The 25,952-nt window shown below is 51.4% G+C and carries 27 protein-coding genes; 10 read left to right on the top strand and 17 right to left on the bottom strand.

From position 1 onward, the window contains the following. Positions 1–179: 179 nt before the first annotated feature. From rnc to H8B09_RS05500, 10 genes are all read right to left on the bottom strand, one after another. Positions 180–878: a ribonuclease III gene (gene rnc, locus H8B09_RS05545; protein ID WP_191202422.1), complete on the bottom strand. Its 699-nt coding sequence runs from the start codon at positions 876–878 to the stop codon at positions 180–182. Next, positions 868–2,106 carry a beta-ketoacyl-ACP synthase II gene (gene fabF, locus H8B09_RS05540; RefSeq protein ID WP_191202421.1) on the bottom strand — a complete coding sequence of 413 codons (1,239 nt, stop codon included), beginning with the start codon at positions 2,104–2,106 and terminating at the stop codon, positions 868–870. Before fabF ends, rnc begins: the two co-directional genes overlap by 11 nt. 175 nt (positions 2,107–2,281) lie before the next feature. Then, positions 2,282–2,515 carry an acyl carrier protein gene (locus H8B09_RS05535; protein WP_110043041.1) on the bottom strand — a complete coding sequence of 78 codons (234 nt, stop codon included), beginning with the start codon at positions 2,513–2,515 and terminating at the stop codon, positions 2,282–2,284. Positions 2,516–2,610: 95 nt separating this feature from the next. Further along, a complete protein-coding gene (fabG, locus tag H8B09_RS05530; RefSeq protein ID WP_191202420.1) occupies positions 2,611–3,360 on the bottom strand; it encodes a 3-oxoacyl-[acyl-carrier-protein] reductase in 750 nt (249 codons plus the stop codon). An 85-nt stretch (positions 3,361–3,445) separates the two neighbouring features. After that, positions 3,446–4,381: an ACP S-malonyltransferase gene (gene fabD, locus H8B09_RS05525; RefSeq protein WP_191202419.1), complete on the bottom strand. Its 936-nt coding sequence runs from the start codon at positions 4,379–4,381 to the stop codon at positions 3,446–3,448. Between the two features lie 501 nt (positions 4,382–4,882). Next, positions 4,883–5,869, bottom strand: coding sequence for a beta-ketoacyl-ACP synthase III (locus H8B09_RS05520; RefSeq protein ID WP_318152556.1), 987 nt, complete (start codon positions 5,867–5,869; stop codon positions 4,883–4,885). Positions 5,870–5,883: 14 nt separating this feature from the next. Then, entirely contained in the window at positions 5,884–6,873 is a 990-nt protein-coding gene (gene plsX, locus H8B09_RS05515) for a phosphate acyltransferase PlsX (protein WP_191202417.1), read from the bottom strand. Beyond that, a complete protein-coding gene (fapR, locus tag H8B09_RS05510) occupies positions 6,857–7,495 on the bottom strand; it encodes a transcription factor FapR (protein WP_191202416.1) in 639 nt (212 codons plus the stop codon). The genes plsX and fapR overlap by 17 nt, the downstream gene beginning before the upstream one ends. Positions 7,496–8,082: 587 nt before the next feature. Further along, positions 8,083–8,256, bottom strand: a complete 174-nt coding sequence (rpmF, locus tag H8B09_RS05505) for a 50S ribosomal protein L32 (protein WP_006036546.1) — start codon at positions 8,254–8,256, stop codon at positions 8,083–8,085. A gap of 44 nt (positions 8,257–8,300) precedes the next feature. Continuing rightward, positions 8,301–8,822 (bottom strand): YceD family protein, encoded by a 522-nt coding sequence (locus H8B09_RS05500; RefSeq protein WP_191202415.1) that lies wholly within the window; start codon positions 8,820–8,822, stop codon positions 8,301–8,303. 139 nt (positions 8,823–8,961) lie between these two features. On the opposite strand from H8B09_RS05500, the gene H8B09_RS05495 reads away from it, so the two are divergent. Both H8B09_RS05495 and H8B09_RS05490 read left to right on the top strand, forming a co-directional pair. Continuing rightward, on the top strand, positions 8,962–10,224 hold the full coding sequence (locus H8B09_RS05495) for a nucleotidyltransferase (RefSeq protein WP_191202822.1): 1,263 nt from the start codon (positions 8,962–8,964) through the stop codon (positions 10,222–10,224). A gap of 158 nt (positions 10,225–10,382) precedes the next feature. Beyond that, the gene (locus tag H8B09_RS05490; protein ID WP_191202414.1) at positions 10,383–11,633 is read left to right on the top strand and encodes a nucleoside recognition domain-containing protein; all 1,251 of its coding nucleotides are present in this window, start codon (positions 10,383–10,385) and stop codon (positions 11,631–11,633) included. Positions 11,634–11,661: 28 nt separating this feature from the next. Here the strand turns inward: H8B09_RS05490 and coaD are convergent, their stop codons facing one another. The 3 genes from coaD to pruA form a co-directional block, all read right to left on the bottom strand. After that, positions 11,662–12,177 (bottom strand): pantetheine-phosphate adenylyltransferase, encoded by a 516-nt coding sequence (gene coaD / locus H8B09_RS05485; RefSeq protein WP_191202413.1) that lies wholly within the window; start codon positions 12,175–12,177, stop codon positions 11,662–11,664. After that, on the bottom strand, positions 12,170–12,748 hold the full coding sequence (gene rsmD, locus H8B09_RS05480; protein WP_191202412.1) for a 16S rRNA (guanine(966)-N(2))-methyltransferase RsmD: 579 nt from the start codon (positions 12,746–12,748) through the stop codon (positions 12,170–12,172). The genes coaD and rsmD overlap by 8 nt, the downstream gene beginning before the upstream one ends. A 214-nt stretch (positions 12,749–12,962) precedes the next feature. Continuing rightward, entirely contained in the window at positions 12,963–14,510 is a 1,548-nt protein-coding gene (gene pruA, locus H8B09_RS05475; RefSeq protein WP_191202411.1) for an L-glutamate gamma-semialdehyde dehydrogenase, read from the bottom strand. Positions 14,511–14,756: 246 nt separating this feature from the next. Here pruA and H8B09_RS05470 point away from each other — a divergent pair, with 246 nt between their 5' ends. Both H8B09_RS05470 and rocF read left to right on the top strand, forming a co-directional pair. After that, complete coding sequence (locus H8B09_RS05470) at positions 14,757–15,689, top strand: proline dehydrogenase family protein (protein ID WP_191202410.1); 933 nt, start codon at positions 14,757–14,759, stop codon at positions 15,687–15,689. Positions 15,690–15,723: 34 nt separating this feature from the next. Next, positions 15,724–16,650 (top strand): arginase, encoded by a 927-nt coding sequence (gene rocF / locus H8B09_RS05465; RefSeq protein WP_191202409.1) that lies wholly within the window; start codon positions 15,724–15,726, stop codon positions 16,648–16,650. A gap of 236 nt (positions 16,651–16,886) precedes the next feature. On the opposite strand, the gene H8B09_RS05460 is transcribed toward rocF, so the two are convergent. Continuing rightward, entirely contained in the window at positions 16,887–17,738 is an 852-nt protein-coding gene (locus tag H8B09_RS05460; protein ID WP_191202408.1) for an ATP-dependent DNA ligase, read from the bottom strand. A gap of 138 nt (positions 17,739–17,876) precedes the next feature. Between H8B09_RS05460 and H8B09_RS05455 the strand changes: the two genes are divergently transcribed. Continuing rightward, positions 17,877–18,083, top strand: a complete 207-nt coding sequence (locus tag H8B09_RS05455; RefSeq protein ID WP_191202407.1) for an alpha/beta-type small acid-soluble spore protein — start codon at positions 17,877–17,879, stop codon at positions 18,081–18,083. 76 nt (positions 18,084–18,159) lie between these two features. Here the strand turns inward: H8B09_RS05455 and H8B09_RS05450 are convergent, their stop codons facing one another. After that, positions 18,160–18,756 (bottom strand): beta-class carbonic anhydrase, encoded by a 597-nt coding sequence (locus H8B09_RS05450; RefSeq protein ID WP_191202406.1) that lies wholly within the window; start codon positions 18,754–18,756, stop codon positions 18,160–18,162. 214 nt (positions 18,757–18,970) lie between these two features. On the opposite strand from H8B09_RS05450, the gene H8B09_RS05445 reads away from it, so the two are divergent. Continuing rightward, positions 18,971–19,828, top strand: a complete 858-nt coding sequence (locus tag H8B09_RS05445) for a DUF4850 domain-containing protein (RefSeq protein ID WP_191202405.1) — start codon at positions 18,971–18,973, stop codon at positions 19,826–19,828. A gap of 106 nt (positions 19,829–19,934) precedes the next feature. On the opposite strand, the gene H8B09_RS05440 is transcribed toward H8B09_RS05445, so the two are convergent. Then, a complete protein-coding gene (locus tag H8B09_RS05440) occupies positions 19,935–20,570 on the bottom strand; it encodes a nucleoside/nucleotide kinase family protein (protein WP_191202404.1) in 636 nt (211 codons plus the stop codon). A gap of 205 nt (positions 20,571–20,775) precedes the next feature. Continuing rightward, the gene (locus H8B09_RS05435; RefSeq protein WP_191202403.1) at positions 20,776–21,543 is read right to left on the bottom strand and encodes a hypothetical protein; all 768 of its coding nucleotides are present in this window, start codon (positions 21,541–21,543) and stop codon (positions 20,776–20,778) included. A 325-nt stretch (positions 21,544–21,868) separates the two neighbouring features. Between H8B09_RS05435 and H8B09_RS05430 the strand changes: the two genes are divergently transcribed. The 4 genes from H8B09_RS05430 to H8B09_RS05415 all read left to right on the top strand — a co-directional run bounded on the left by H8B09_RS05430 (position 21,869) and on the right by H8B09_RS05415 (position 25,942). Then, entirely contained in the window at positions 21,869–23,101 is a 1,233-nt protein-coding gene (locus tag H8B09_RS05430; RefSeq protein WP_191202402.1) for an aminopeptidase, read from the top strand. A 132-nt stretch (positions 23,102–23,233) separates the two neighbouring features. Next, the gene (locus tag H8B09_RS05425) at positions 23,234–23,653 is read left to right on the top strand and encodes a CBS domain-containing protein (RefSeq protein ID WP_224753360.1); all 420 of its coding nucleotides are present in this window, start codon (positions 23,234–23,236) and stop codon (positions 23,651–23,653) included. Positions 23,654–23,914: 261 nt separating this feature from the next. Next, the gene (locus H8B09_RS05420) at positions 23,915–24,835 is read left to right on the top strand and encodes a phosphodiester glycosidase family protein (protein WP_191202400.1); all 921 of its coding nucleotides are present in this window, start codon (positions 23,915–23,917) and stop codon (positions 24,833–24,835) included. 54 nt (positions 24,836–24,889) lie between these two features. Continuing rightward, a complete protein-coding gene (locus tag H8B09_RS05415) occupies positions 24,890–25,942 on the top strand; it encodes a bifunctional glycosyltransferase family 2/GtrA family protein (protein ID WP_191202399.1) in 1,053 nt (350 codons plus the stop codon). Positions 25,943–25,952 lie beyond the last annotated feature (10 nt).

Below are 25,952 nucleotides of genomic sequence, written 5' to 3'. Positions count from 1 at the left end.
GTGCTACGCCTTTCTGAGGTAGTTCAAAAAGACCGCTTTTGATTACGAAGCTTCACAAGAAGTGATTTCGACATCAGGTGCTGAAAACCGAACTTTTTGAACACGCATTTAAGGTAAAAAACACAACAAAGCGCTGCAACAGCATCAATCATTTCCGCTGTGCAGCGCCTATCCTTCATTTACTTTTGCTGCTCAAGCTGCGTGCAGGCCGCTTCCGCGGAACGCTGCTCAGCTTCCTTCTTCGTTCGTCCAACGCCTACTCCATATGTCTGCTCGCCGATACGAACCTCAACGACAAACTCGCGATCATGCGCAGGTCCGCGTTCTTCCGCGATGCGATATTCAACAGGACCAAGCGCGCCATGCTGCGCTTTCTCCTGCAGCTTCGACTTGAAGTCTTTCACGAGCAGTGAACCGTTCTCTTCGATATGCGGGAAAACCTGCTCCGAGAGAAACGTCCGTACTCGTTCGAACCCCTGATCTAGATATATCGCGCCGATGAATGATTCGAACAGATCGGCTAGAAGTGCCGGCCGATGACGGCCGCCAAGCTGCTCCTCGCCGCGTCCGAGCATGACGCACGCGCCAAGCCCGAGCAATTCCGCGAAGCGTGCAAGCGAAGGCTCACACACGATCGAAGCGCGCATCCGCGTAAGCTCGCCTTCGGGTCGGTTCGGATACGTAAGGAACAAATGCTCGGAAACGAGCAATTGGAGTACGGCATCGCCGAGAAACTCGAGCCGCTCGTTATCCTCAATGGGCTTGCCACGATGCTCGTTCACATACGAGGTATGCGTGAACGCTTGCTTCAACAGCCGTGGCTGACGAAAACGAATCTGAAGCCGGTTCTGCAGTTGATCTAGTGCATCATGCCTCATACGCTCTCATCACAATCGTCGCATTGTGACCGCCGAAGCCGAAGGAGTTGGACAACGCCGTCCGCACGTTCGCTTTACGCGGCGTATTCGGTACATAATCGAGGTCGCATTCTGGATCCGGATTGTCCAGGTTAATCGTTGGTGCAATGATGCCGTTCTTGATCGTCAGGCCGAGTATGACAGCTTCAACACCGCCGGCAGCGCCGAGCAGGTGACCCGTCATCGACTTCGTCGAGCTGATCGCAACTTTATAGGCATAGTCGCCGAACGCTTTCTTAACAGCAAGCGTCTCGGAACGGTCGCCGACTGGCGTCGACGTACCATGCGCATTAATGTAATCAATTTCTTCTGGAGCGATCGCAGCATCCTTCAGCGCGCGCGTCATGCAGCGTGCTGCGCCGTCTGGATCCGGCTCAGTCATATGGTGAGCGTCACCGCTCATGCCATAGCCGATCACTTCGGCATAAATGCGTGCGCCCCGCTTCTGTGCATGCTCAAGCGACTCAAGTACGAGTACGCCAGAGCCTTCGCCCATGACGAAACCGTCGCGGTCGATATCAAACGGCCGGCTTGCTTTCTCTGGTTCGTCGTTCCGTACGCTCATCGCGCGCATGGCGCAAAATCCAGCCATCCCCGTTGGTCTGATTGTCGCTTCAGCACCGCCGCAAATCATAACTTCGGCATCGCCGCGTTGAATCATTTTGTACGAGTCGCCAATGGAGTGGGTTCCCGTTGCACATGCCGTAACTGCCGTGCTGTTCGGACCTTTCGCCCCTGTTGCCATCGACACTTGTCCGGACGCCATATTCGCGATCATCATCGGAATAAAGAATGGGCTGACGCGTTTCGGACCTTTCTCAAGCAGGATGTTATGCTGATCTTCCCAAGTACCTAGACCACCGATACCGGAACCGATCATAACACCAACACGCTCAGGATCAGCATTCTCGCCGATAGCAAGACCTGCATCCTCGACCGCTTTCTTCGATGCAGCTACTGCGAACTGCACGAAACGATCCATCTTGCGCGCTTCTTTCTTATCAGCATATAGCTCAGGGTTGAATCCTTTGATCTCCGCTGCGATACGCGTCGGATATTCGGATACATCGAACGCTTCAACAAGCGATACGCCCGACTTCCCTTCCATCAAATTACCCCAGAATTGTTCCAAATCGTTACCGAGCGAGGTCATGACCCCCATGCCTGTGACGACAACTCTCTGTTTCATTGTGTTCACCTCTACGGACAGCGATATTGATAGCAGCGCTAGACGCTGCCACCGTTGTGCGAATGTATATATAACGAAAAGCTTTATCTTCGTGACTATTCCCTATGCTTGGACTCTCAAAAAAAAGACTATATGATGGAGAGAAGTCCCGTTGCAATAACGGGACTTACGAACCTTACGTATGAGATTGTATGTAATTTACTACTTCTCCCACAGTGGTGATCTTTTCTGCGTCTTCATCAGAAATCTCCAAGTCAAACTCGTCTTCCAGCTCCATAACCAGCTCAACGACGTCGAGCGAGTCTGCGCCGAGGTCATCCTTGAAGCTCGCTTCTAGCGTAACTTCTGATTCTTCTGCGCCGAGGCGGTCAACGACGATGCGTTTAACGCGATCCAGTACTTCGGACATTCCGGTTCACCTCCTCTTTGGTATTATACGAGAATTGCGGACAAAATGCCAGCGTAACCGTTTCATTTGTACCCGTAATGAAAGGTTTACAAATGTTACATGTACATGCCACCATCAATGTGAATGGTTTGTCCTGTCATGTAGGACGCAGCATCAGAAGCCAAGAAACGAACAGCTTGTGCGATATCGTTCGGTTGACCCATGCGAGCAAGCGGAATTTGTCCAGTATGATGGGCTTTCGCCTCATCGGACAATTTATCCGTCATTTCCGTCTCGATGAAGCCTGGCGCGATGCAGTTCACAGTAATGCCGCGGGAAGCAAGCTCGCGCGCTGCCGACTTCGTCAGGCCGATGACGCCAGCCTTCGCAGCAACATAGTTTGCTTGACCCGGGTTACCGAGCGAGCCTACAACAGAAGAAATGTTAATGATGCGGCCTGAACGCTGCTTCATCATTTGGCGCGAAACGGATTTAATCCCATTGAACACACCTTTAAGATTCGTCTCAATGACTTGATCGAACTCTTCTTCCTTCATGCGCATGATTAAATTATCTCTAGTAATGCCGGCATTATTCACCAGAATATCCAGTTTTCCGAACTCTTCGATCGTCTTTTTCACGATTGCTTCGAATTCCTCGGACTTACCTACATTTCCTTGCACGAGAATCGCACGGCGGCCAAGCGCCTCGATCGCATTAGCTGTCTCGACTGCAGCGGCTTCACTGCCTGCATAGTTAACTGCAACATCAGCGCCTGCTTCTGCGAGTGCAATGGCGATTGCGCGGCCAAGACCACGAGATGCGCCCGTGACGAGCGCCGCCTTACCTTCCAGACCTGCAAACATGTTCAGACCCTCCTTCTACGAATCACTACCTGCAAGGCGTATGCTTATATCGTAAGCATACGCCTTGCCAGTATATACGCCAGTCTTACGCAACCGGATTTACTGCAGCTTCAAGTGACTGAACACTGTTGATAGAAATAATCTTTACATTGCGGTCGATTTTTTTGATCAAGCCTGCAAGCACATTGCCAGAGCCAATCTCTACAAATGTATCAACGCCAAGCGCGATCAGCTTCTGTACACTGTCTTCCCACAGTACCGGCGAGTAAACCTGCTCAATGAGCAATTGGCGAATAGCAGCGCCTTCGGTGACAGGTTCAGCCGTTACGTTCGCAATTACGGGTACCGATGCATCTGCAAAAGATACCGTCTCAAGCGTATCCGCAAGCTTCGCTGCCGCTGGCTTCATAAGCGAAGAGTGGAATGGACCGCTTACTTCTAGCGGAATTACGCGTTTCGCGCCAGCTTCCTTGCCGCGTTCAACAACAGCTTGTACGCCTGCTGCCGTGCCGGATACAACGATTTGGCCCGGGCAGTTGACGTTAGCCAATTCCACAGCGCCTGCATCTGCTGACACGGTGCTGCACAATGCAGCTAGCGCATCACGTTCAGCGCCAAGAACCGCTGCCATTGCACCAGTGCCGCCCGGCACAGCTTGTTCCATATATTCACCGCGAGCTCGTACGGTACGTACAGCATCGGAGAACGACAGAACACCTGCTGCTACGAGCGCACTGTACTCGCCAAGGCTGTGGCCCGCTACATAATCAGGCGTCAGGCCGCGGCCTTTGAGTGCTTCGAGCAGTGCCACACTGACTGTTAGCAAGGCTGGCTGCGTGTTTGCCGTCTGTTTCAGCGCATCATCTGGTCCGTTGAAAATAATATCCGTCAAAGCGAAGCCGAGCGCTTCGTCCGCTTGTTCAAAAACGCTGCGCGAGCCTTCGAACGATTCGAATGCGTCCTTGCCCATGCCGACGGCTTGAGCGCCTTGGCCTGGAAAAACGAATGCAATTTGGGACAAACTAAAACCTCCTTTTAAATATCTTCTACCCGCCCAAACCCTCCCTTCAAAGGGAGGGCCCCAGAGGACAGCTGCCCTCTGGACTCCCGCAGGACTGGTCTTGATTGGGTTGGTGCGTAAGCCCGCTTGATGTGGTTGTTGATGTTCGTCCCTGATCGGGACAACCAACAACCACATCAAGCTCCATTGGTTCATACCTATTGCCGTTAGAACGTCTGCTCACCTTGATTCGGCGCACCTGTGGCGACTTCCTGCTGCAAGCCGCTTGTCGTCCCTGTCGGGACACGCTCTACCTTAGGTGCTCCTGCCTATGTTGACGCGATGGCCTAAGCGGCCGCTCCGTTAGTTAAAAGACTATGTAGGCCCCTTCGGGACCGTGGGAGTGAGGCATATGGATCCCTGCGGGATCAACCATATGCTTGAGAACTAAGGGCGAAACAACAGTAAAAATAGATAAAAACAAAAACCTAAATCATAAAAGCAATCCCAAGACCTACTGTGTTACCAGTTCAGCACGGAAGCTCCCCAAGTGAGGCCGCCGCCGAAACCTACGAGGACAAGCGTGTCGCCTTTGTTGACTCGGCCTTGTTCGACTGCTTCGGCCAGTGCGACTGGGATCGATGCAGCGGACATGTTGCCGTATTTGTCAAGGTTGACCATGCACTTGTCTTCTGGCAGATCAAGGCGGTTGATCGCCGAGTTGATGATGCGAATGTTCGCCTGGTGAGGAACGAGGAGGTCGATGTCGCTCTTCTCGAGGCCCGCTTTGCGGAGCGCCTCTTCGGCCGCACTGCCCATAATGCGAACGGCGAATTTGAATACGTCGTTGCCTGCCATATGGATGAAGTGCTTCTTCTCATCAATTGATGCTGCTGTTGCCGGCAGTCGAGATCCGCCGCCGCTGATGCAGAGCAGCTCGCCGCCGCTTCCGTCCGCGCCAAGCTCGAACGATTTGAAGCCCCGTCCTTCTTCAACTGGACCAAGAACAACAGCGCCAGCGCCATCGCCGAACAAGATGCATGTGTTGCGATCCGTATAATCCGTAATACGCGACAGGCACTCTGCACCTACAACCAGTGCATGTTTGTACATACCCGTAGCAATCATGCTCGAAGCAGTTGCCAGGCTGTAAATAAATCCTGAGCAAGCTGCCGACAAGTCAAACGCAGCAGCTTTCTTCGCACCGAGTTTATCCTGCAGCAAGCATGCCGTCGATGGGAAGAACATATCTGGCGTAATCGTTGCAACAATAATAAGATCGATATCTTCTGCTGTCAGCCCAGCTGCACGCAGCGCTTCCTGCGATGCACGAAATGCCAAATCCGAAGTAGCTTGGTTTGGCGCAGCAATACGACGCTCCCGAATGCCGGTACGCGTGACGATCCACTCGTCATTCGTTTCGACCATTTGTTCGAGCTCAGCATTCGTTAATACGCGCTCCGGCACGTATTTGCCTGTTCCGATAATACCGACCGATGGCGTATTCAACATGGTAGTCCCTCTCACTTCCCGCTAATTTCGTTAGCCATGCATGTAGTAACGTCGCTAATCAGCGCATTGCGCGTCTGACGTATAGCATTCTTAACCGCTTTGGCATCGGAAGAGCCATGCGCCTTCACGACCAATCCGTTAACTCCGAGCAGCAGCGCGCCGCCATGCTCTTTGTAGTCCATTTTCTTACCCAGCGAACGCAAGCCCGGCATCATAATGGCTGCGGCCAGCTTCGTCAGCATGGATCGCTTGAACTCCGTCTTGAGCGTTCCCATGATCGTACTCGCCGTGCCTTCCATTGCCTTGAGCATAATGTTCCCTGCGAAACCGTCGCATACAAGAACATCACAATTGTGATGGAGTACGTCACGAGCCTCAACATTGCCGATAAAATTAAGCGGGGACGCCTCCAGCAGATCGAACGCAGCCTTCGTCAGCTCATTGCCTTTACGCTCTTCCGTACCAACGTTAAGCAGGCCTACACGCGGCTGGCTGAGACCGTCCACTTGTTTCCGATAGATGCTGCCAATCGTTGCATATTGCAGCAGATGCTCTGGCTTAGCATCCATGTTCGCGCCAAGGTCCATTGCGAGGACGCCAATGTCATCCATCGTAGGCATCAGCTGCGCCAGCGCTGGACGCTCGATTCCCTCCATCCGGCCAACTACGAGCAAGCCTGTTGTCATAAGCGCGCCCGTGTTGCCAGCAGAGATCATTGCATCAGCTTTGCCTTCACGCACCAGCTGGCCTGCGATAACCATGGACGATTGCTTTTTGCGGCGAACAGCCCTTACAGGCTCTTCATCCGGGCCGATCACTTCTTCCGCATGTTCAATTGTTACGTTGGACGGTTTATTACCTTGTATGCACGCCTCAATGGCAGCTGTATCACCAACGAGAACTAGCTGAATGTCTGACCATTCGGCTGCGGCATTCAATGCGCCTTGAACAATAAGTCCTGGCGCGTGGTCTCCACCCATCGCATCAATAACGATCCGCACGTTCTATTCCTCCCTCACCGATGTGCTCTCCCGCGGACCGATAGATGACAAAGTTCCCTTGAAACACCATCTCTTCTCCAACGTATGTGAACACTTCAACCTTTGCTTTGCTTTTCTCCCCAGAGATAGAGCGTACATAGGCTTTCGCTATACATTTCTCACCAAGCTTGACCGATCGGATAAACCGGATATCGGCCGTTGCTGTGAGCGCAATTTCATCATCAATAACTGCAACTGCCAGCGAATTGGCTTGTGCGAACACATGGTGCCCCCTCGCTATACCCGTCCGGGAAAAGACATGCTCGTGCATAATTTCGAACATCGAAATCCCGCTTCGATCAAGCTGCAAATCAACAATATCGCCGATTACTTCATGCAGCGGCAGCGAGCGGACCGAATCATAGGATCGCTCAGCCATCAGCTTCAGCCTTTCTCTCAGCTCTGGGATGGCGAGTTCTAGCCGGTCAAGTCTGATCGTCTGGATGCTGACCTTCAGCAGACGTGTCAATTCACGGTCCGTGATGAACGGATTCTCTTCGATCAGCTTCGAAAGCTGCTGATGACGCTGACGTTTGGGTAAACGTTCGATGGCTGGCACCTCCTTTACTCTGTAATCGTGCATGGTTGTTCATTATAAATTATTCGCGAAATCGCAAAAATGAAATCAGCTATTATAACCTGGTACTAAATTAGTATATGAGAAATCCTTTATCGAGGCAACTCTGAGATGAGCGACCGCGTTTAGAGGAAGGTTTTATCGCCAATAAGAATCTTACTTTTCCTTGATATTCGGTTCATTACAATTCTTATGTGGAGAGAAATCCTTTATCGAGGCAACTCTGAGATGAGCGACCGCGTTTAAAGGTAAGATTTATCGCCAATAAGAATCTTAATTCTCCTTAATATTCGGTTAATTACAATTCTTATGTGGAGAGAAATCCTTTATCGAGGCAACTCTGAGATGAGCGACCTCCAGTTTTGCGGAGCAAAACAGCTTCGAAAGGATAAGGTAAGATTTATCGCCAATAAGAATCTAACTTCCGATTAATAAAAAGACGGCGCTATGCAATGCCGATTCAGTTCATGAGCAGAACCGATCAACTTCGCAAGCGCCGTCAGATCATCTACACCATTAAACACAAAGTCCACTCGGTGTTGAAAAAAATAGCACTTCATCGCGAGATGAAGCACTACGAGTGGGAAACCGGCTTATTGCGAAATGATCTCTTTCGTTTTGTAATACCCGCACACTTTGCATACGTGGTGAGCAAGTTTCAATTCTCCACATTGCTCGCATTTCACCATACCTGGCACCGCCAGTTTAAAGTGCGTACGACGTTTGTCGCGGCGAGTTTTGGAAGTTCTTCGTTGTGGTACTGCCATGTTTCCCACCTCCTTCACAGAATTACAGCTGCAGAAGCAGCTCGTTATTTGTTGTCGTCAATGAACAAATCTTTAAGAGCAGCAAGTCGAGGATCAATGGATCCACGGTTACAGCCGCATTCATGTTCATTCAAGTTCTGCCCGCATTCAGAGCATAGTCCCTTGCAATCGCTGCTGCACATCGGCACGAAGGGCAGCTCTAGGAGCCACAAATCTTCAACGTACGGCTTCAGGTCGATGGCATCACCGATCACTTCTATCGTATCATCATCCGATTCTTCATCTTCAGGCGACAGCTCAGCGACCTGTTTGAACTGTTCATGGAACGGCACGTCCACCTTAACGGCGGCCGGGTTCAAACAGCGGGAACAAGCCATCTCAAGCTCGGAAGTCAAATGTCCATCAACGTGAATCAAGCCGTCTACTGCTGTAATGTTAAGCTCGACCTGCATCGGACTTGCCGACAGCACATCTCTGCGACCTTTCAACAGCGAATCAACCTGAACCGTCTCTTGGATAATAGGAAGCTTCCCTTTGGTTAACACTTCTTGAATACGAAATTGCATGAGATCACCCCAAACAAACAAAGATTATTATATCGACTCGACAATGGTTTTGTCAACATTTTCAGCGCATGATATGATGGTGCAAGAAACTTGTACTTTCTTGAATTTCAATGATAAGTATCCGAATCGGAGGATCTCCATGCGTACGGTCGGTATTGTAGTCGAATACAACCCTTTTCATAATGGACATTACTATCATGTACAGCAATCTCGAAAAATAACGGGCGCTGACGCTGTCGTTGCCGTCATGAGCGGTCATTTCCTTCAGCGCGGCGAACCTGCGCTGTTAGACAAATGGACGCGCGCGGAGATGGCGCTCCGTGGTGGCTGCGATCTCGTGCTGGAGCTGCCAGTAGCCTATTCGACACAGTCGGCAGAATGGTTCGCGCGCGGCGCAGTAGCCGTTCTTGATGCGACTGGTGTCGTTGACACGTTGTGCTTCGGCAGCGAATCAGGCGACATCGATTCGTTCTGTGCGGCAGCCGATATTTTGCGTGAAGAACCTGTATCATTCAAGCAAGCACTTCATGACCGGTTAGCGGAAGGCGTGCCTTACCCCGCCGCTTACGAATGGGCATTGTCTGCTCATGCAGCAGAGCAGGGAATTCCTCCTCTCGCAGTGGCGCAGCCTAACAATTCGTTAGGACTGCATTATACACTCGCCATTAAGCGATTGGGAAGTGCCATTACGCCTTATACGATCCGCAGAGAGAAATCTGGCTATAATGATCAGAAGCCTTCCGATGAATCCATCGCGAGTGCAACCGCCATTCGTAAGCTGCTGCTTGAAGCTGGCGATTTGGATGCTGCCCGACCATTCGTACCGAGCACAACACTTGCCCTTATGCAGCGTGAACGAGATAATGGCCTCATCGCCGCAGATTGGCGGTTGTTCGAGAAACAGCTGTTTCATGCGATCTTAACGCGCTCCATCGAAGAACTCGGAGACATTCACGAAATGACTGAAGGGCTGGAGCATCGACTGCTTCACACTTTAAGACAGCTGGACGAGATTCGTTTTGAGCCGTTGCTGGAGCAGCTCAAGACGAAACGATATACGCGAACGAAGCTGCAGCGTGCGCTGCTCGCCGTATTGCTTGGACATAAGAAGAACGAGCTGACACCCGACAAGCTTGCAGACGGACCCGGTTACATTCGCGTACTTGGTTTCACGTCTAAAGGCCAATCTCTGCTGAAGAAAATGCGCACAGCGTCACGTTGGCCGGTACTGACGAGCGCCGCAGGCGCCCCTGAACAATTGCCCTTCTTGCCGCTCGACATCCGCGCAACCGCCGTCTACGCACTAGCAAGGAATGCGAATGCAGCATCACGCGACCTGCTGCGTGACTATTACGAGCAGCCGATACGTATCACATCGAATGCAGATCCAATTAACGAATAACACGAGGATAGCCATGACAACCTAGCCGGTTGTCATGGCTATTTGTGCTAACTAACAGATCAAATGGTCTATCATGCCGCCATAGCACGTACAATGTACGGATTGCCCGTCTCCCATGTTTGGGGTCGGAGCCGACCGTCATTGAAAGGAGACTGCCCATGCGCCGCACCATTGTGCTTGCGATCGTCTCCATCCTGCTCGTAGCAGCTGTCATTCGCCAGCCAGACGCAACCTTCCAGGCATCGCTGCAAGGACTTACGCTGTGGTGGACGATCGTATTTCCTGGCCTAATGCCATTCTTAGTGCTGTTCGAACTGATGAGCGCATTCGGCGTCACCACGCTCGCCGGACACTTGATGGAGCCGCTGACGAGGAAGCTGCTGCGGCTGCCTGGTCCAGCGGGTCTTGCAATTGCTGCCGGCTGGTCAGGCGGCTATGCTGTTGGCTCTGAAGCGGCAGCAACACTTCGCCGCAGCGGCGAAGTATCTCGATCAGAAGGCCAACGTCTTCTCGCTTTGGCACATATGCCAAATCCGTTATTCATGATCATCGTCGTCGGCGTCGGGTTCATGAAGCAGCCTGCGTACGGCTTCTTAGCTGCGATCGCGGTATGGACGAGCAGCCTTATCCCGGCCCTAGTGCTATCGTTCAAAGATCGCCTCACGCCTCAAACACGTCACGATATGGCTAAGAAATCGACAAGTGCAGTTCCTTCTGCCGCTCCGCGCAAACTGCTATCGAGAGCGGCTTCTGCGATGCAGGCAGCGCATGACCGCGATGGACGCTCGTTCGGTCAAGCACTCGGAGATGCTACGATCAGTGCCGTTCAGAAGCTGCTCGCCGCAGGCGGGATCATCATTATATGTGCAGTAGTCGTACGACTACTGGAGCCGCTCTGGGACGCAGCAAGCCTGCTGCTCCATCTTCCGCACTGGGTGCTGGCAGCACTAATGGAAAGCCACCTGGGCGCTTATTCAGCCTCCAGTTCGTTCAGCGCGAATGTGAGCGCCGCGCTTCCGATTGCCGCGACGGCTGCTGGTCTCGCCTGGAGCGGACTTGGCGCAATCGCGCAGACGAGCGCCGCGATTCAAGGAACCGATCTGCGGCTGCTGCCCTTTATTGCCTCGCGCGTCGTTCATGCTATTCTTGCTGCCGTGCTTGTCCTGCTGCTATGGCGGCCATTCAGCTCACTCATCAAACAGCACGGGGGCGCAATGTCAGCGGCTAATTTTGACCAAACAGCCCTTATCCCGGACAGCGCAAACCGATGGATCAACGACGTGTTCATACACGCCTCGGACCTCACATCGTTCTGGCACTACATCCCTGCCGCACTCCTGGCATTCGCGTTATTGATCGTGTCCGCTGCCCTAGTGTCACTGCCCTTGCGAATCAAGATCAAACGTTGACTTTAGACTGTTCTATTGAACTGGATAATCAGCCTTGAATAGAGTGCACCTTCTCCTCGAGTTTCGTTCTCACGAACGGCGGAACAAGCTCAGACACGTTGCCTTTGAACCGTGCAATCTCTTTCACAATGCTGGAGCTTAAGTACGACCATTTGGGATTCGTCATCATGAAGATCGTCTCGATGTCCGGCTCGAGCAAATGATTCGTAGACGCCATCTGCAGTTCATACTCGAAGTCGGATACGGAGCGAATGCCGCGAACGATCGTACCCGCCTGCTTCGACTTCATAAAGCGGACGAGCAGATCACGGAAGCTGTCGATCTGAACGTTCGGAAACTCGCGCGTTACTTCTTGCAGCAGCGCTTTACGCTCTTCGACGGAAAACATCGGACTCTTGCTCGTATTGTTCAACACAGCTACGATCAAAGTATCGTATTGTTTCGATGCGCGCGCGATAATGTCCAGATGACCGTACGTGACCGGATCGAAGCTGCCAGGGTATACGGCGACGCGATTGTTGGTTTCTAGTTGACTGTTACTCATCTGCACTTCCCCCATCTTCAGGCTGATAGGAATAAATCGTAACAGCCGTCTCTCCGTACTTTGCATATTTCCGTTGAATGAAACCGCCGAACTGCTCGGGATACAAGTGCGAAGATTCATGCTCTACTACAATGATCGCATCTTGTTCTACCAGATTATGCGATGCGATGCTCTGCAGCATTTCGTCCATGTTCGTCATCTTGTACGGCGGGTCCAGGAATATGTATCGGAACTGCTCGCCCCGCTTCGCCATCGCTTTCACTGCACGATCTGCATCGTTGCGGTAAATTTCGCTTCGGTCCGCTAAGTTCGCAGTATTCACATTCTGCCGAATCACATCGATGCTTACTTTCTCCCGATCGACGAAAATCGCCTTGTCCGCCCCTCTGCTCAGCACCTCAATGCCAAGCCCTCCTGTACCTGCGAACAAATCAAGTGCGAGACCTCCGTCAAAATAAGGACCGATCATACTGAAGATCGCCTCTTTGACCTTGTCGGTCGTTGGTCTCGTATTCATGCCTGGCACCGCTTTGAGCGGACGCCCTTTGGCTGTTCCTGCAATCACTCTCACGTTGTTGCCCCCTTACAATGAAACCTCTCTATCAATCAATCGGCTATATCGTACCACATTTGAATGTTTGTAATAAAGCGATTGAATGGAAGATGACAATGCGGTGATTTATCGCAGGTGGAGGCATATTACACGCTAAACATGTTGAAACCTCTACTGCATACAAACAACAGCCGCTCGAACCAGATTCGAACGGCTGTTGTTTGTTTTTTCGCTACATACGTTCCGATACGACCTTGCCCTGCATGAATTGAATCAAATAGTCAGGGCCGCCAGCTTTCGAGTCTGTTCCTGACAAGTTGAAGCCGCCGAATGGATGAACGCCGACCAATGCGCCTGTACACTTCCGGTTGAAATACAAGTTGCCTACATGGAACAGGTCCCGTGCGAGCTCAAGCCGCTCTCTGCGGTTGGAGTAGACCGAACCCGTCAAGCCATATGGCGTATCATTCGCGATCGCCAGCGCGTGGCCGAAGTCATCCGCACGAATGCATGCCAGAACTGGCCCGAATATTTCATCCTGTGCAAGTGACGCTTGAGAGTCTACATCTGCAATAATCGTTGGTTCTACGAAGTATCCCGCTCCGTCGTCCATTCCTCCGCCTGAAAGCAAGCGGCCTTGAAGTTTCCCTGCTGTTACGTATTGACGAATCTTATTGTACGCGGCGCGGTCGATTACCGGCCCGACATCGGTGCCATACAGCGCCGGATCGCCGATGGTGAGCCGTTTCGTCAGCGCCGTTACACGCTCCGTCACTTCCTCGTATACATCCGCATGTATGATCGCTCGTGAGCAAGCCGAACACTTTTGCCCCGCATAGCCGAATGCCGACTGAACGATGCCTAACGAAGCAGCAGCCAGATCCGCGTCCCGATCGACGACGATCGCGTCCTTCCCGCCAAGCTCCGCGATAACTCGCTTAATCCACCGTTGTCCAGGCTGCAGCCTTGCAGCCCGCTCCACAATTCGAAGTCCAACTTCCATAGACCCTGTGAAGCTGACGAAACGCGTAAGCGGGTGATCAATCAGCACATCGCCGATTTCACTGCCGGAGCCCGGAACGAACTGAATGACGTCCTCAGGCAGCCCCGCTTCATGCATAAGCCGTACAAAACGAGCCGCAATCACAGGCGTTGCCGATGCTGGTTTGAGCACGACCGTATTGCCCGCAACAACGGCTGATGCCGTCATCCCTGCCATGATCGCAAGCGGGAAATTCCACGGCGGAATTACAATTCCGACTCCAAGCGGTACATAGGTCCATTCATTATCTTCGCCTGGAATGCGAACAAGCGGCTGAGGGGCGCATAGCCGTTCTGCTTCTCTCCCGTAATATTCGAGAAAATCGATAGCTTCCGCCGTGTCGACGTCTGCCTCCACCCATGTCTTGCCTGCTTCTGCAACAAGCCATGCCGAGAACTCATGTTTCCTTCGGCGCAGCAGCGCTGCCGCCTTATACAGTGTCCGCGCGCGAGCAGCCGGGTCCACTCGCTTCCAATGTTCAAAAGCAGCCGCGGCGATATCAACCGACTCGGCCGCACGTTTGCGGTCAGCCTGTGCGACAATGCCTAATGTCTCTCCGTGCCTTGCAGGGTTGATCGAATGCTTCATATTCTCTGGAACAATCTCTCTTCCCCCGATTAGGAGCGGGTACAGCTGACCGTAACCTCTTTTGATATCATCCAGCGCTGTCTCGAGCAGACGGCGGTTGTCTGCCAAGCTGAAATCCGTCATCGGCTCATTGCAAAATGGACCCATCATCACTAGCCGCCTCCCAATTGTCGTAAGTTGCCGCCTGTACACCTGGAATGACGGCACAAGTTCCTGTCTATATATAAGCAACCACCTCTAAATTCATGACAGCTTGCTTAAGTTCGCTTTTTGATCACGAAGCAACACAGGAAGGGAATTCGGCATCAGGTGCTCGAAATCGAACAATCGAACACGTACTTAAGGATCAGAGCTTTCAATGAAAGGACAAATGCATACAGGAAGGAGCTGGCGAGGATGGAAATCGGCATTCGTCTGTTTCGCTCGGTCATCCTCGGGCTGGCCGGCAACCCTGCAGCGGCGGCCCTCTCGCGCAAATATGGAATGAAGCTGGGCGCAGCCCGCTTCGTCGCCGGACAAACACGGGATGAGGCGCTCAATCGAGCACAGGAATTGAACGCTAAGCAGCTGGTCGTTACGATGGACCATCTGGGAGAAGGCGTCCGTACTGATAACGAGGCAGATGGATATAAAACCGAATATTGCGCGCTCATTGCTGCCATGAAGGAACGCGGCATTCAAGGAAATGTTTCTTTGAAGCCAACTCAAATGGGTTTAGCTCTCCATGAGGAACGGACATATGAACGAATTCGGACCATAGTGAAGACAGCGGCTGGCTGCGGTATGTTCGTCCGCTTGGATATGGAGGACAGTCCGTATACCGATAAGACGCTTCGCATCGTTGCGAAGCTTCGCACAGAAGGGCTGACGAATGTCGGACCGGTCATCCAAGCTTATCTGAGACGAAGCGATCATGATCTGAAGTCGCTGACTTCTTCACGAGTTAACGTGCGGTTAGTGAAAGGCGCATATAAAGAGCCTGCGCGGATTGCGTACCCGAAACGCGGCGACGTGGATTCTAATTTCAAACGGCTTATCCGTTCGCGGCTGGACAGCGGCGTCTATACTGCAATCGCTACTCATGACGAGAAGATCATTGATTGGGTCAAAGCCTACGTTAAGCGGCGCTGCATCCCGAATTCGGCTTTTGAATTTCAAATGCTGTACGGCATCCGAACGCCGCTCCAATTATCGCTTGCCGAGCAGGGCTACACGGTTCGCAGCTATGTACCTTACGGGACGATGTGGTATCCGTATTTTGTCCGGCGGCTGGCTGAACGGCCGGCCAATGTCGGGTTCGTCGTTCGCAGTCTGTTGAAAAGGCGCTAACACAACTCTACTTGCCAAGAGGAGGTGCGCATCGATGACTCGTGCTTCGCAATCCGCTGGCCAATTGCCTCATATCGCGATTATACCTGCCCCATTCGACTGGGGGGCGAGCCGTCGCGGTGCCTCACATGGACCTCAGGCTATCCTATTGTCTGGCCTTGAACGGAAGCTTCAGAATCTGGGACTGTCATACGTCGTGGAGTCGCCGGACTATCTGCCGGATGTGTCATTGGATCATCGAAGCGAGCAGCACTTGCGCTACTGGGGCAAAATCGCAGCGGTGAACGAAGCGATTGCGCAGAAAACGGCACAAGCAGCTGCTGCAGGGCAGTTTCCGCTGCTGCTCGGCGGCGATCATAGCATCGCGATCGGCTCAGTCGCCGGCGCTGCAAGAGGCCGCCGACGGCTCGGCGTGCTCTGGATCGACGCGCATGGCGATCTGAATACGCCGGGCACGACGCCGTCGGGCAACATTCACGGCATGTCGCTCGCATGCTCGCTCGGCCATGGCGACAGCCGACTAACATCGATCGGCGGCAGCTATCCGAAGGTACAGGCCGATCGGACGGTGATTGTTGGCGCGCGAGAGTTGGATGAAGGCGAGCGGCAGTTGATTCGGTCGGAGGGCATCCACTGCTTTACGATGCACGACATTGACCGCCGCGGCATGGCCGCGGTGATGGATGAAGCGATCGCCATCGTCTCGGACGGTACGGACGGGGTGCATCTCAGCTTCGATATCGACTCCGTCGATCCCGGCGAAGCACCAGGCACCGGCACGAAGGTGCGCGGCGGGCTGATGTACCGCGAGACGCATCTGGCGATGGAGATGCTGGCGGAGTCCGGCATCGTCACCTCCGCCGATGTCGTCGAAGTGAACCCTCAGCTCGATAACGGCCACCGCACAGCGCGGCTTGCCGTGGAGCTGATTGCTTCCTTGCTTGGCGAGCGGATTTTGTAACGGATGGATGAGCACGGGGCTGGCTGAGGAAGTGGCACAAACATTTTTGGAAGCTGAGGTATAAAAAGGTGCGGAAAGGTAATCCTACAATTATCGGCGTCGAGAGATGCCGTAGACAACCGCGGAGAAGACTTACGTTTCCCCATAAGCTCTTCGTCCGGTTTCTCCTCTCCCATGAAAGACCCTCGCTGAAAGGCGAGGGTCGATTTTTTTTGTGGAATCTTCCCGTTGTCGATCTAAACCACAAAATCAACGAACTCCGGTGCGCGAAGCATCCCATCTCTGCTCCAATGTCGCGTTCTAACTTGAGCCTTAAGATGGGGTTGAATGTATACAAAATCACGATCTTCTGCACACTTAATCTGCTCGGCTATACTAAAGAATGCCTTACGTGCAACAGGAGGAACAGCTAATTCGATTACACCAACTGAATGGCCTTGATAGTGAGCCAGCCAACCAAACTGGTTCTTGCGGTATCCCACCAAATCAACGTTAACGTAAGTGTAGTTAATGATCTTCAGCCAATCCGAGCTCCGCTTACCTACGTATTTCGAATTCCTGTTCTTAGCGACAATCCCCCCGAGATTCCGCTGCTGCATGAGGTCGAATAATGCCTTGCCGTTCTCCTCTACACACAACATAAGGCTGTAAAATGCGTTAGGCTGCAATATCCTGTGCAATAACAGCTTCCGTTCCCACAAAGGTCGGAGGCGCATATCTTCACCGTTGTAATAAAGGATGTCAAAAACATAATAATGAACGGGCTTAGTCTTTGAATTCTCGCGTATCCTAGCCGGTTTCGCGGCCCTGAATCGCTCCATGAGCAATTCGAAATCGAACTTTCCATCTTCGTCTGACCTTGCTACCTCTCCATCCAGAACAACGTCACACGCCTCAATCACAGGTATATTATGTAATTCAGGGTATTGTCTTGTGACTTCGTAATGATGTCGCGTATACAGTGTCACCTTCCCTTTATTCAACGATAAGAGTAAACGATGTCCATCTATTAAAGGTTCAAATACATATCGCTCATCATCAAATGGATGATCAGCTTGTTCAAGCAGCATGGGTTCGTAGAAAGTCATGATACATCCTCCGTATATAATCGGTGATATACAATTGTATCATTTCATTTACAGAAAATAATTCTGAAACCAATGCATATATATCCAACACATGCCACAAATTATTAATGCAAGATCACTTCTAGGGAGTTGACATATATGGCTAGAAACAATCAGTTGGTTGTACCACAAGCTAAAGCAGCACTGGACAGAATGAAAGTCGAAATCGCGCAAGAACATGGAATCGCTTTTTCGCCTGACGGCTACAACGGTAACCTGGTGACACGCGATGCAGGTACGATTGGTGGCAATATTACGAGAAGACTAGTTCAAATGGCCGAACAAACTTTGGGTGGACGAATTTAAACAATGAAGAAAGCCCCGTCAGCATACGCCGGCGGGGCTTCGTCATTGTTAGGATCGACCTCTATCTCAACCTCATTTATACAGCAGCCGTCGCAGTCGCGCTCCCAATTCGTGTCGCCTCTGGCACCTCGATCAAACGGCCGCTTCTCACATCATAAATATAGCCATAAATCGGAATCTCTTGCGGTACCAGCGAATGATTGCGGATGCGCTCCACGTCGTCTACAACGCTCTGTTCCAAATCATTAAATGTCAAAAATTCGATATAACGAGCCGCTTTGGATCCTGGACCTTGTCCAACATCCTTCCAGCCTTGCTCCGTCAATTGCGCCGTCTCCAGACTGTTCTCGAGCAAGCCGCGAATCGTTTCGTTCGTGAAAGTTTCCATGCCGCAGTTGGTATGGTGAATGACGAACCATTCTTTCGTTCCAAGCAATTTATAGGAGATAACAAGAGAGCGAATGGCATCGTCACTGGCGCGTCCTCCTGCATTGCGGATTACATGGGCGTCACCTTCGGCTAACCCTGCAAACTTCGCTGGATCCAATCTAGCATCCATACAGGTCAAAACGGCAAATCGCCGAGCTGGCGGGATTGACAATTCCGACTTTTCACCGAAAGATTCGGCATACGCTTCGTTTGCGGCCAATACCTCTTTCAATACATCGCTCACACTTCTCATCCCCTTAATTAAATTATTCCAATGAAATTACTAAGAATAAATGTAATTGAAAAATATGGAACTGTCAATATCGATAGATTCCTGACCGTTAAATACACAATTATCTTTTGAAATGCGCTGCAACCTTATGGTTATGGTTACGTCCATTATTATTGACCAAGTAGTTAGATTACCTACCTATCAGCAAACATTAGGGAGCGTAGTTATGCGATATACTAAAGGACTCGTTGTCCTGTTAACGTTAATTTCTTTAACGATTGCCGGATGTGCCTCGAAGACCGCGGCTGTCATCGATGATACCCTATCTCTAGCTGGTTCAGTGAACGATCAAGGTGAAGCCGAACAGAAGAAACAAGAAGATCAACCCGCAGCCGTAAACGCCAGTCGAATAACAGAATGCGGTACTGTTCAAGTCGGGACAGGCGAACAGAAGCAGCCCATGCCCTTGCGCTGTGTACAAGGTCAATACGCAATCGACGATGATCCCGAGCATCCGCGTTCGATCATTCCGGAGCAGCCTTTGGCTGATCTCGATTATGATATTCCATCCGATTTGAAGGATGAGCTAGCTGTATATTGGATGAACCAAGGATACGGAAACCAAAATGTCTTGCTGCTTGCTCCCAAGGATTGGATCGTTCAATCGGCAGATGTCGGAGCGAACGGATCGACGAGCGTACAGCTTGCAGACCCGGAGGATGACAAAGAGTTCGTCCAATATTTTGACAACGGGGGCTGTCAGGGCTGCTTGATCGGCAATATCGGCACCTACTTCCCATCGCTTAAAGATTGGGCGGATGAACAAGGGTTCCCCGCGCAGGACATGCCAGAGATAACGGAGAGTTCGTTGATCAACCCGAATCTTATCGCTTTCAAGAAGAAACCTGCCTCAAACGAATATGAATGGCGCGGCATTGCCTTCCAGGAGCATGGCGAGAGCAGCGGAGTGTTCCGGGTGGAGGAGGCGCAGCTGAAGTCAGCAAGCGGGATGGCTGAAACGATAGTCGGACTGTTCGGTACCCTGCAGAAGCCATCCGCTGAGACGCCTGATATGAATAGTTAGGGCACGACAGTATCGATCTGGGTAACGACCACGGCCACTTTATAATTGATCAAGGAGTACCTCCGCAGTCTAGGATGGACTCTTTGTTGATGGATTGGCCTTTTATTCACCCTTTACGCAACCACTCCATCATCAGGTCGAAAACCTTGACAGGATGGATAGGACTGCCGCTTCGATGCTGTAAAGCGAGGATATTGTTAACCGCTAATTCAAGTGTCGCTTCTTTGTCCACTGCATCCATAAATACAACCCGACTCGGCATAGTGGCATGCAAGTATTGATAATATCGACGTCTATGCTCATTCGCTGATGAAATCCACTCGAAATTGTCTCGATCTCGGAATGGATCGTTTTCTTTGCGTTGATATAATTGCTGTATGTCCGCATCTAGAATGATGTAGAGGTCAGCAAAACCGATCTCTCCGCTCTGTACCCTGCCACTATAGAACGCCTCTAACTCGTCCAAAGGCATGCAATCCCGGTATCCCTGCGACCAATTGAACCACAACGGTTTCATAGGATCAGTATCAAGGATCAACATGAGGTTATCCCCCTTGGTCTCGATCGCATTCCAGCGTTCTACCTCTCGCTCTAAGTAATAGATCGCTGTATCACCCGGCGAAAGTCCCGGAATGGGTTCCACAATAATCTCGTCTTGAATAATGAAGCCGCAACGTTCGCCTAGCGACCTACACAAAGTACTCTTGCCGACCGCGCTTGGTCCTTCTATGCATATTCTCATGTTCTACAAGTTCGCATCCTTTGAAGGTTTATTGTCTCTATCGTCATAACACCTGTACCATTGTTTCGATCTCTATCTCCTAACTTCCTGTTTGCACAAAAGGATGTTCTGCGCGACATTGCTAAATCATTAAGCCGAATACCAAAAAAGGCCGCGATCGCTGCACCAGTCTGGTCAACGATCGAGGCTCTATTACTAACGAACATTACTTGATAAACACAGGTTCAAGAATAGCAGCCTCTGCTCTTTCACTGCCATCATTATAAAGTTTGAAGCTAATGCTGGTTATATAGCGAAGCGGAATGTTTATCGTTTGTGTGCGTGTCGCTTTACTAACGGAGTACGTCTTATATTTACTTATTTTACCACCGTCATCCGTTAAGTAGACCTCGAGCTTTACAGGCTTGGAAGCAATCTTGCCAGCCTTGCTCTTGCCCAGATACAGCGTACCTTGGAATCTGCGGTATTTCTCATCGAGTTTAAGTGTGAATTCACTTTGCGATTTCGTTTTGTCGAGAAGCGTGCCGAGTGTCGTTGACATGTAATTTCGATATGTCGCACCTGATTGACTATTGGTCAGCACTGTGCCCTCAAACACAACATCTGCAGTGGCACCCGACGTATTAATCTGTTCGACCGCAATCGTATTTGAATTTGGCGTACGATCATTGAAGCGAGTCGGGTAATACGTTTCCCCTGCGGCGTTCAATGAGACCGAATCACCGCTGCGTTTAAACGTATATCCGAGCTCTGGCAGGAGCGCGCTTGGGAAGTATGTAACGCCGTTATCCTTCGAATCGTTCGTATTATCGATATAAATAGGCTTATTCGTCGATGTAATGCTCATTCTCACGCCATCCACATACACATTATTCACGCGATTATAATCAACGCTGATCTTCACCGCCGCATAGGCTGACGCTGTGCCGAAGATCAAACCGCCTGCTAGAAATCCGATAATAAACTTCTTCATAAGTTCATCTCCCCCATGTAATGAATGATTGACCCTGTGCCAACCTTGCAGCAATCATTATCGATATAATATGCCTGCTTAATCTGCCTATGCTGCTGAGTTATGCTGGATATCCGTTCGCAATCTCCATAAATGCTGCCGCTTGAAAACTTCGATAGCCCCTGCTTCAGTATACCTTTCGTTCACGATAGGGAAATAAAGGGGGTACTTCTTTATTTTACAACGTAATTACCAATAACGGCATCCCTATTTGAAACCGATCGCCCCAATCCCCTACAATAGAAAGGTACAATTCCATTCCGCACGGCAAGAAAGGATGATTCCCATGCTGACATTCGAACAGAAGCTTAATAACTATGCAGACATCATTGTAAAAATCGGTGCGAACATTAGGCCTGGCCAATCGCTAATGCTGAACGCATCGATTGAATCGCCGGAGCTGGCGCGGCTTGTTGTGAAGAAGGCCTATGAGGCTGGCGCTTATCAGGTGAAAGTCGTTTGGATGGATGACGTTGTCTCGCGCATCCGCTATGATCTGGCTCCTGAGCAATCGTTCCTCGAAGTGCCGACTTGGTCAGCCGGCGAGAAGCTGGAGATGGCGGAGAAGGGTGCCGCAGCCGTTACGATCAGCTCCGCCGATCCTGACCTGCTGAAAGGCGTGCCGCAGGAACGCATTCGAAACGCCGACCGTGTGCAGCGCCAAGCGAATGAGAAGTACCGCCAACTGTCGCAGGCGTTCAAGTTCAGCTGGTCGCTCGCAACGGTTCCTTCCGCTGCATGGGCAGCCAAAGTGTTCCCGAACCTTCCGCAGGAAGAGCAAGTCGCCAAGCTGTGGGATGCTATATTCACAATGGTTCGCGCGGATCAGCCTGATCCGATCGCGGCTTGGGAGTCGCATATCCAGCAGTTGCGTTCGAAAGCGAACTATCTAACGAAGAAACAATATAAATACCTTCACTACTCAGCGCCAGGCACCGAACTTACGATCGAGATGCCTGCTGATCATGTATGGCTCGGCGGCAGTAAGGCCAACGGCCAAGGCGTATGGTTCGTGCCGAACCTGCCAACAGAAGAAGTCTACTCTGCCCCGCTCCGCACAGGCGTCAACGGCATCGTCTCCAGCACGAAGCCGCTCAGCTACAACGGCAACATTATCGATCGCTTCTCGTTCACCTTCGAGAACGGACGCGTCGTAAGCGCATCGGCCGAGCAAGGCCATGAGGCGCTGCAGGGGCTGCTCGATACCGACGAAGGCGCCAAATACCTTGGCGAGATCGCGCTCGTACCTCATCGTTCGCCAATCTCGGAATCGAATATTTTGTTCTACAAAACGTTGTTCGACGAGAATGCATCCTGCCATCTAGCTGTCGGCAGCGCCTACGCCTCTTGCGTCAAGGGCGGCGCAGATCTTTCGCAGGAACAACTCCTTGAGCGCGGCCTGAACCGCAGCATGGCGCATACCGATTTCATGGTCGGATCCGCACAGCTGAACATCTACGGGGTTATGAACGATGGAACTAGAGAGCCGATTCTTGTGAACGGCAACTGGGCATTTTAGCCAAATCGGAGACCGAAGATATGAATATCCTCCTTCCGTTCGGACATTCTACAATAGGATGTATCCTATGATACCCAAATTGAATGTATTGGAAGGATGGCTGGTCCCGTGTCAAACGCAATTCGCGATATCATGTCGACAGATGTGTTGACGTGTACACCTCAAAACAACTTATATGAAGTAGCTGTAAAAATGAAGGAGCATGACATCGGGATTATCCCGATCGTGGAAGGTCAGAAGCTTGTTGGACTCATCACGGACCGCGATCTTGTCATACGAGGCTGCGCAGCGAAGCTGCCCGACTCCACGGCTGTATCACAGATTATGACGACTCACGTTGAGACGATCTCGCCGAATGATCAGATAGAAGGCGTGGCGCAGCGAATGGCCGTTAATCAAATTCGGCGCCTGCCGGTTGTCGAGAACGGCAATTTGATCGGCGTGGTCTCCATCGGCGATCTTGCGCTTCGCGAAGCACATGATCAGAAGGCACTGCATGCATTGAGCAGTATCTCCGAACATGAACATCGCGAGCCGCCCGCTGTGCACTAACGACGCACTAAGCGTCTATTTCGAGTCATTTTCGGTCTTCAACCTTAAATAACGAGTGCAAATATAAGCTCTTCTGCTAGTCGGAGTTCAACTCCATTAGCAGGGGAGCTTTTTTCAATATATAGAGCGGTTCAACTTGTTTCACTCCTGCTTTCTTTCAGCGCATGTTCAGCCACGACTCATAACCAATTCAGAAGACGATGCGACAATAGCGATACCTCAATAACCTTTACAATTTGCTAATGAAAGAAGGAAATCGCCTTGAAGGAATGGAGCCGCGCTCGAAAAATATGGGTGGGCACCTCGCTGGTGCTCGTCCTCACTGTCGGAACAGTTGTTTATAAGCTGGCCGATCGATATTTGATCGAACATGTAGAAGCAGTCGTTACGACGACTAATGCAGGCACGACAGTCGAATCCGCTCACGCTACTTACGACGATATGAATTACAACAGCGATAACGAATCGATAAGCATTAAGAAGGTACAGACCGGCTCGGGCAGCGACATGATTACGTATTTCGTTGCCGATGTCACGCTGAAGAACGGGACCACGCTGCAGACCGCACTGGCCGACAACAAGTTCGGCCGCAATATTACGGAGAATACATCGACCATTGCCGAGAACAACAATGCCATTCTTGCGATTAACGGCGACTACTACGGCTTCCGCAACGACGGCGTCATTATTCGGAATGGCACGCTCTACAGGGACGAACCGGTACGCGATGGCTTAGCCATGTTCCAAGACGGAACGATGAAGAGCTATGACGAGAAGACGGTCTCCTCCTCTGACTTGCTTGCGCAAGGCGTTACGAACACCTTCTCGTTCGGACCTATTCTGCTGAAGGATGGGCAAGTAACGAGCGACTTCGAGCATGTCGAGATCGACACCAACTTCGGCAATCGTTCCATTCAAGACGCTAATCCGCGCACTGGTATCGGCATTATTGCACCTAACCATTATGTACTCGTTGTGGTCGACGGCCGTTCCCGCAATTACAGCCGCGGCATGACATTGAACGAATTCGCCTCCTTATTCCAGGAGCTCGGCTGCACAGATGCTTATAACCTCGATGGCGGCGGCTCATCTACGATGTACTTCATGGGCAACGTCATCAACAATCCGCAAGGCAAACAGCAGGAGCGGGGCGTCAGCGATATTATCTATGTCGGGGCATAAAACGCATAAACCGCATCAGTCCGTCACCTAGAGTCCATGTAAGGAGGAGAGAACATGACTGTACTCATCCCATCCTATGAGCCGGATGAACGGCTCATAGGGCTCATTCATCAGCTTGTTGCTGCCGACAACCGAGACATTGTAATCGTCGATGATGGCAGCGGAGACAACTATAAGCGTATCTTCGCAAGCGCGAAGCAGCTGGGCTGTACGATTCTGACCCATGAACGCAATATGGGCAAAGGTCGTGCGCTCAAAACCGGCTTTCATTATATTAAGAAACTAAGCAGCAAAGATGGCGTTATATGCGCAGACAGCGACGGCCAGCATCTGCCGGCGGACATTATGCGTATCGCGGATGTCGTGGACAGGCTGCCGCACCATATCATACTGGGCAGCCGCCAATTTACTGGCGAGGTGCCGCTGCGCAGCCGCTTCGGCAACACGGCGACACGCCAGATTTACAAGTTCACAACCGGCACGGCCATTCACGATACGCAGACGGGGCTTCGCGGATTTTCGAACGATATGCTGGACTGGCTCTGCTCGATTCCCGGCGAACGTTTCGAATATGAGATGAACATGCTGCTGCAAGCGCGTTCTGCCGGCTACAGCCTAACCGAGATTCCGATCGAAACCGTCTATCTAGAAGAAAATAAGTCATCGCACTTCCGTCCGCTCGCAGATTCATTTGCCGTATACTTGCCTATTATTAAGTTCAGCGGAGCCTCGCTGCTCAGTGCGCTGCTTGATTACGGACTGCTGCTGCTCATCCATATGCTGACGGCTAACTTGCTGCTCGCAGTCGTCGGCGCAAGAATATGCAGTTCGCTAGCGAATTACACGATGAATCGCCGGTTCGTATTCGCAGAAGACGGACCTTCGGAGGTTCGTCGCTCGATGCCCAAATATTTTGCGCTTGTCGTTCTCATCCTCACGCTCAATTACGGACTAATGTATGGTCTGAACGAGATGGCGCATGTCCCGCTTCTCATCTCCAAGCTGGTGACCGAAGGCGTACTGTTTCTTCTCAGCTTCTGGTCGCAGCGCAAATTCGTTTATCCCAAATCTACTGGTTCAACAAGCAAGAAGCCTGCCGACTGTTAAGTCGCAGGCC

Source organism: Paenibacillus terricola (assembly GCF_014779765.1).
Taxonomy (GTDB): Bacteria; Bacillota; Bacilli; order Paenibacillales; family Paenibacillaceae; genus Paenibacillus_T; species Paenibacillus_T terricola.
This window is presented reverse-complemented; position numbering and strand designations above follow the sequence as displayed.

Bases quoted from the DNA above. Each gene is read 5' to 3' on its own strand.
- H8B09_RS05460 (WP_191202408.1), bottom strand. From the start codon at position 17,738: ATGACTTTCTACGAACCCATGCTGCTTGAACAAGCTGATCATCCATTT.
- H8B09_RS05500 (WP_191202415.1), bottom strand. From the start codon at position 8,822: ATGCAATTTCGTATTCAAGAAGTGTTAACCAAAGGGAAGCTTCCTATT.
- rocF (WP_191202409.1), top strand. From the start codon at position 15,724: ATGACTCGTGCTTCGCAATCCGCTGGCCAATTGCCTCATATCGCGATT.
- rpmF (WP_006036546.1), bottom strand. From the start codon at position 8,256: ATGGCAGTACCACAACGAAGAACTTCCAAAACTCGCCGCGACAAACGT.
- H8B09_RS05435 (WP_191202403.1), bottom strand. From the start codon at position 21,543: ATGAAGAAGTTTATTATCGGATTTCTAGCAGGCGGTTTGATCTTCGGC.
- H8B09_RS05490 (WP_191202414.1), top strand. From the start codon at position 10,383: ATGCGCCGCACCATTGTGCTTGCGATCGTCTCCATCCTGCTCGTAGCA.
- H8B09_RS05415 (WP_191202399.1), top strand. From the start codon at position 24,890: ATGACTGTACTCATCCCATCCTATGAGCCGGATGAACGGCTCATAGGG.
- H8B09_RS05455 (WP_191202407.1), top strand. From the start codon at position 17,877: ATGGCTAGAAACAATCAGTTGGTTGTACCACAAGCTAAAGCAGCACTG.
- rnc (WP_191202422.1), bottom strand. From the start codon at position 878: ATGAGGCATGATGCACTAGATCAACTGCAGAACCGGCTTCAGATTCGT.
- pruA (WP_191202411.1), bottom strand. From the start codon at position 14,510: ATGATGGGTCCATTTTGCAATGAGCCGATGACGGATTTCAGCTTGGCA.
- fabG (WP_191202420.1), bottom strand. From the start codon at position 3,360: ATGTTTGCAGGTCTGGAAGGTAAGGCGGCGCTCGTCACGGGCGCATCT.
- H8B09_RS05430 (WP_191202402.1), top strand. From the start codon at position 21,869: ATGCTGACATTCGAACAGAAGCTTAATAACTATGCAGACATCATTGTA.
- H8B09_RS05425 (WP_224753360.1), top strand. From the start codon at position 23,234: ATGTCGACAGATGTGTTGACGTGTACACCTCAAAACAACTTATATGAA.
- H8B09_RS05440 (WP_191202404.1), bottom strand. From the start codon at position 20,570: ATGAGAATATGCATAGAAGGACCAAGCGCGGTCGGCAAGAGTACTTTG.
- H8B09_RS05470 (WP_191202410.1), top strand. From the start codon at position 14,757: ATGGAAATCGGCATTCGTCTGTTTCGCTCGGTCATCCTCGGGCTGGCC.
- fabF (WP_191202421.1), bottom strand. From the start codon at position 2,106: ATGAAACAGAGAGTTGTCGTCACAGGCATGGGGGTCATGACCTCGCTC.
- coaD (WP_191202413.1), bottom strand. From the start codon at position 12,177: ATGAGTAACAGTCAACTAGAAACCAACAATCGCGTCGCCGTATACCCT.
- H8B09_RS05445 (WP_191202405.1), top strand. From the start codon at position 18,971: ATGCGATATACTAAAGGACTCGTTGTCCTGTTAACGTTAATTTCTTTA.
- H8B09_RS05535 (WP_110043041.1), bottom strand. From the start codon at position 2,515: ATGTCCGAAGTACTGGATCGCGTTAAACGCATCGTCGTTGACCGCCTC.
- fapR (WP_191202416.1), bottom strand. From the start codon at position 7,495: ATGCACGATTACAGAGTAAAGGAGGTGCCAGCCATCGAACGTTTACCC.
- H8B09_RS05495 (WP_191202822.1), top strand. From the start codon at position 8,962: ATGCGTACGGTCGGTATTGTAGTCGAATACAACCCTTTTCATAATGGA.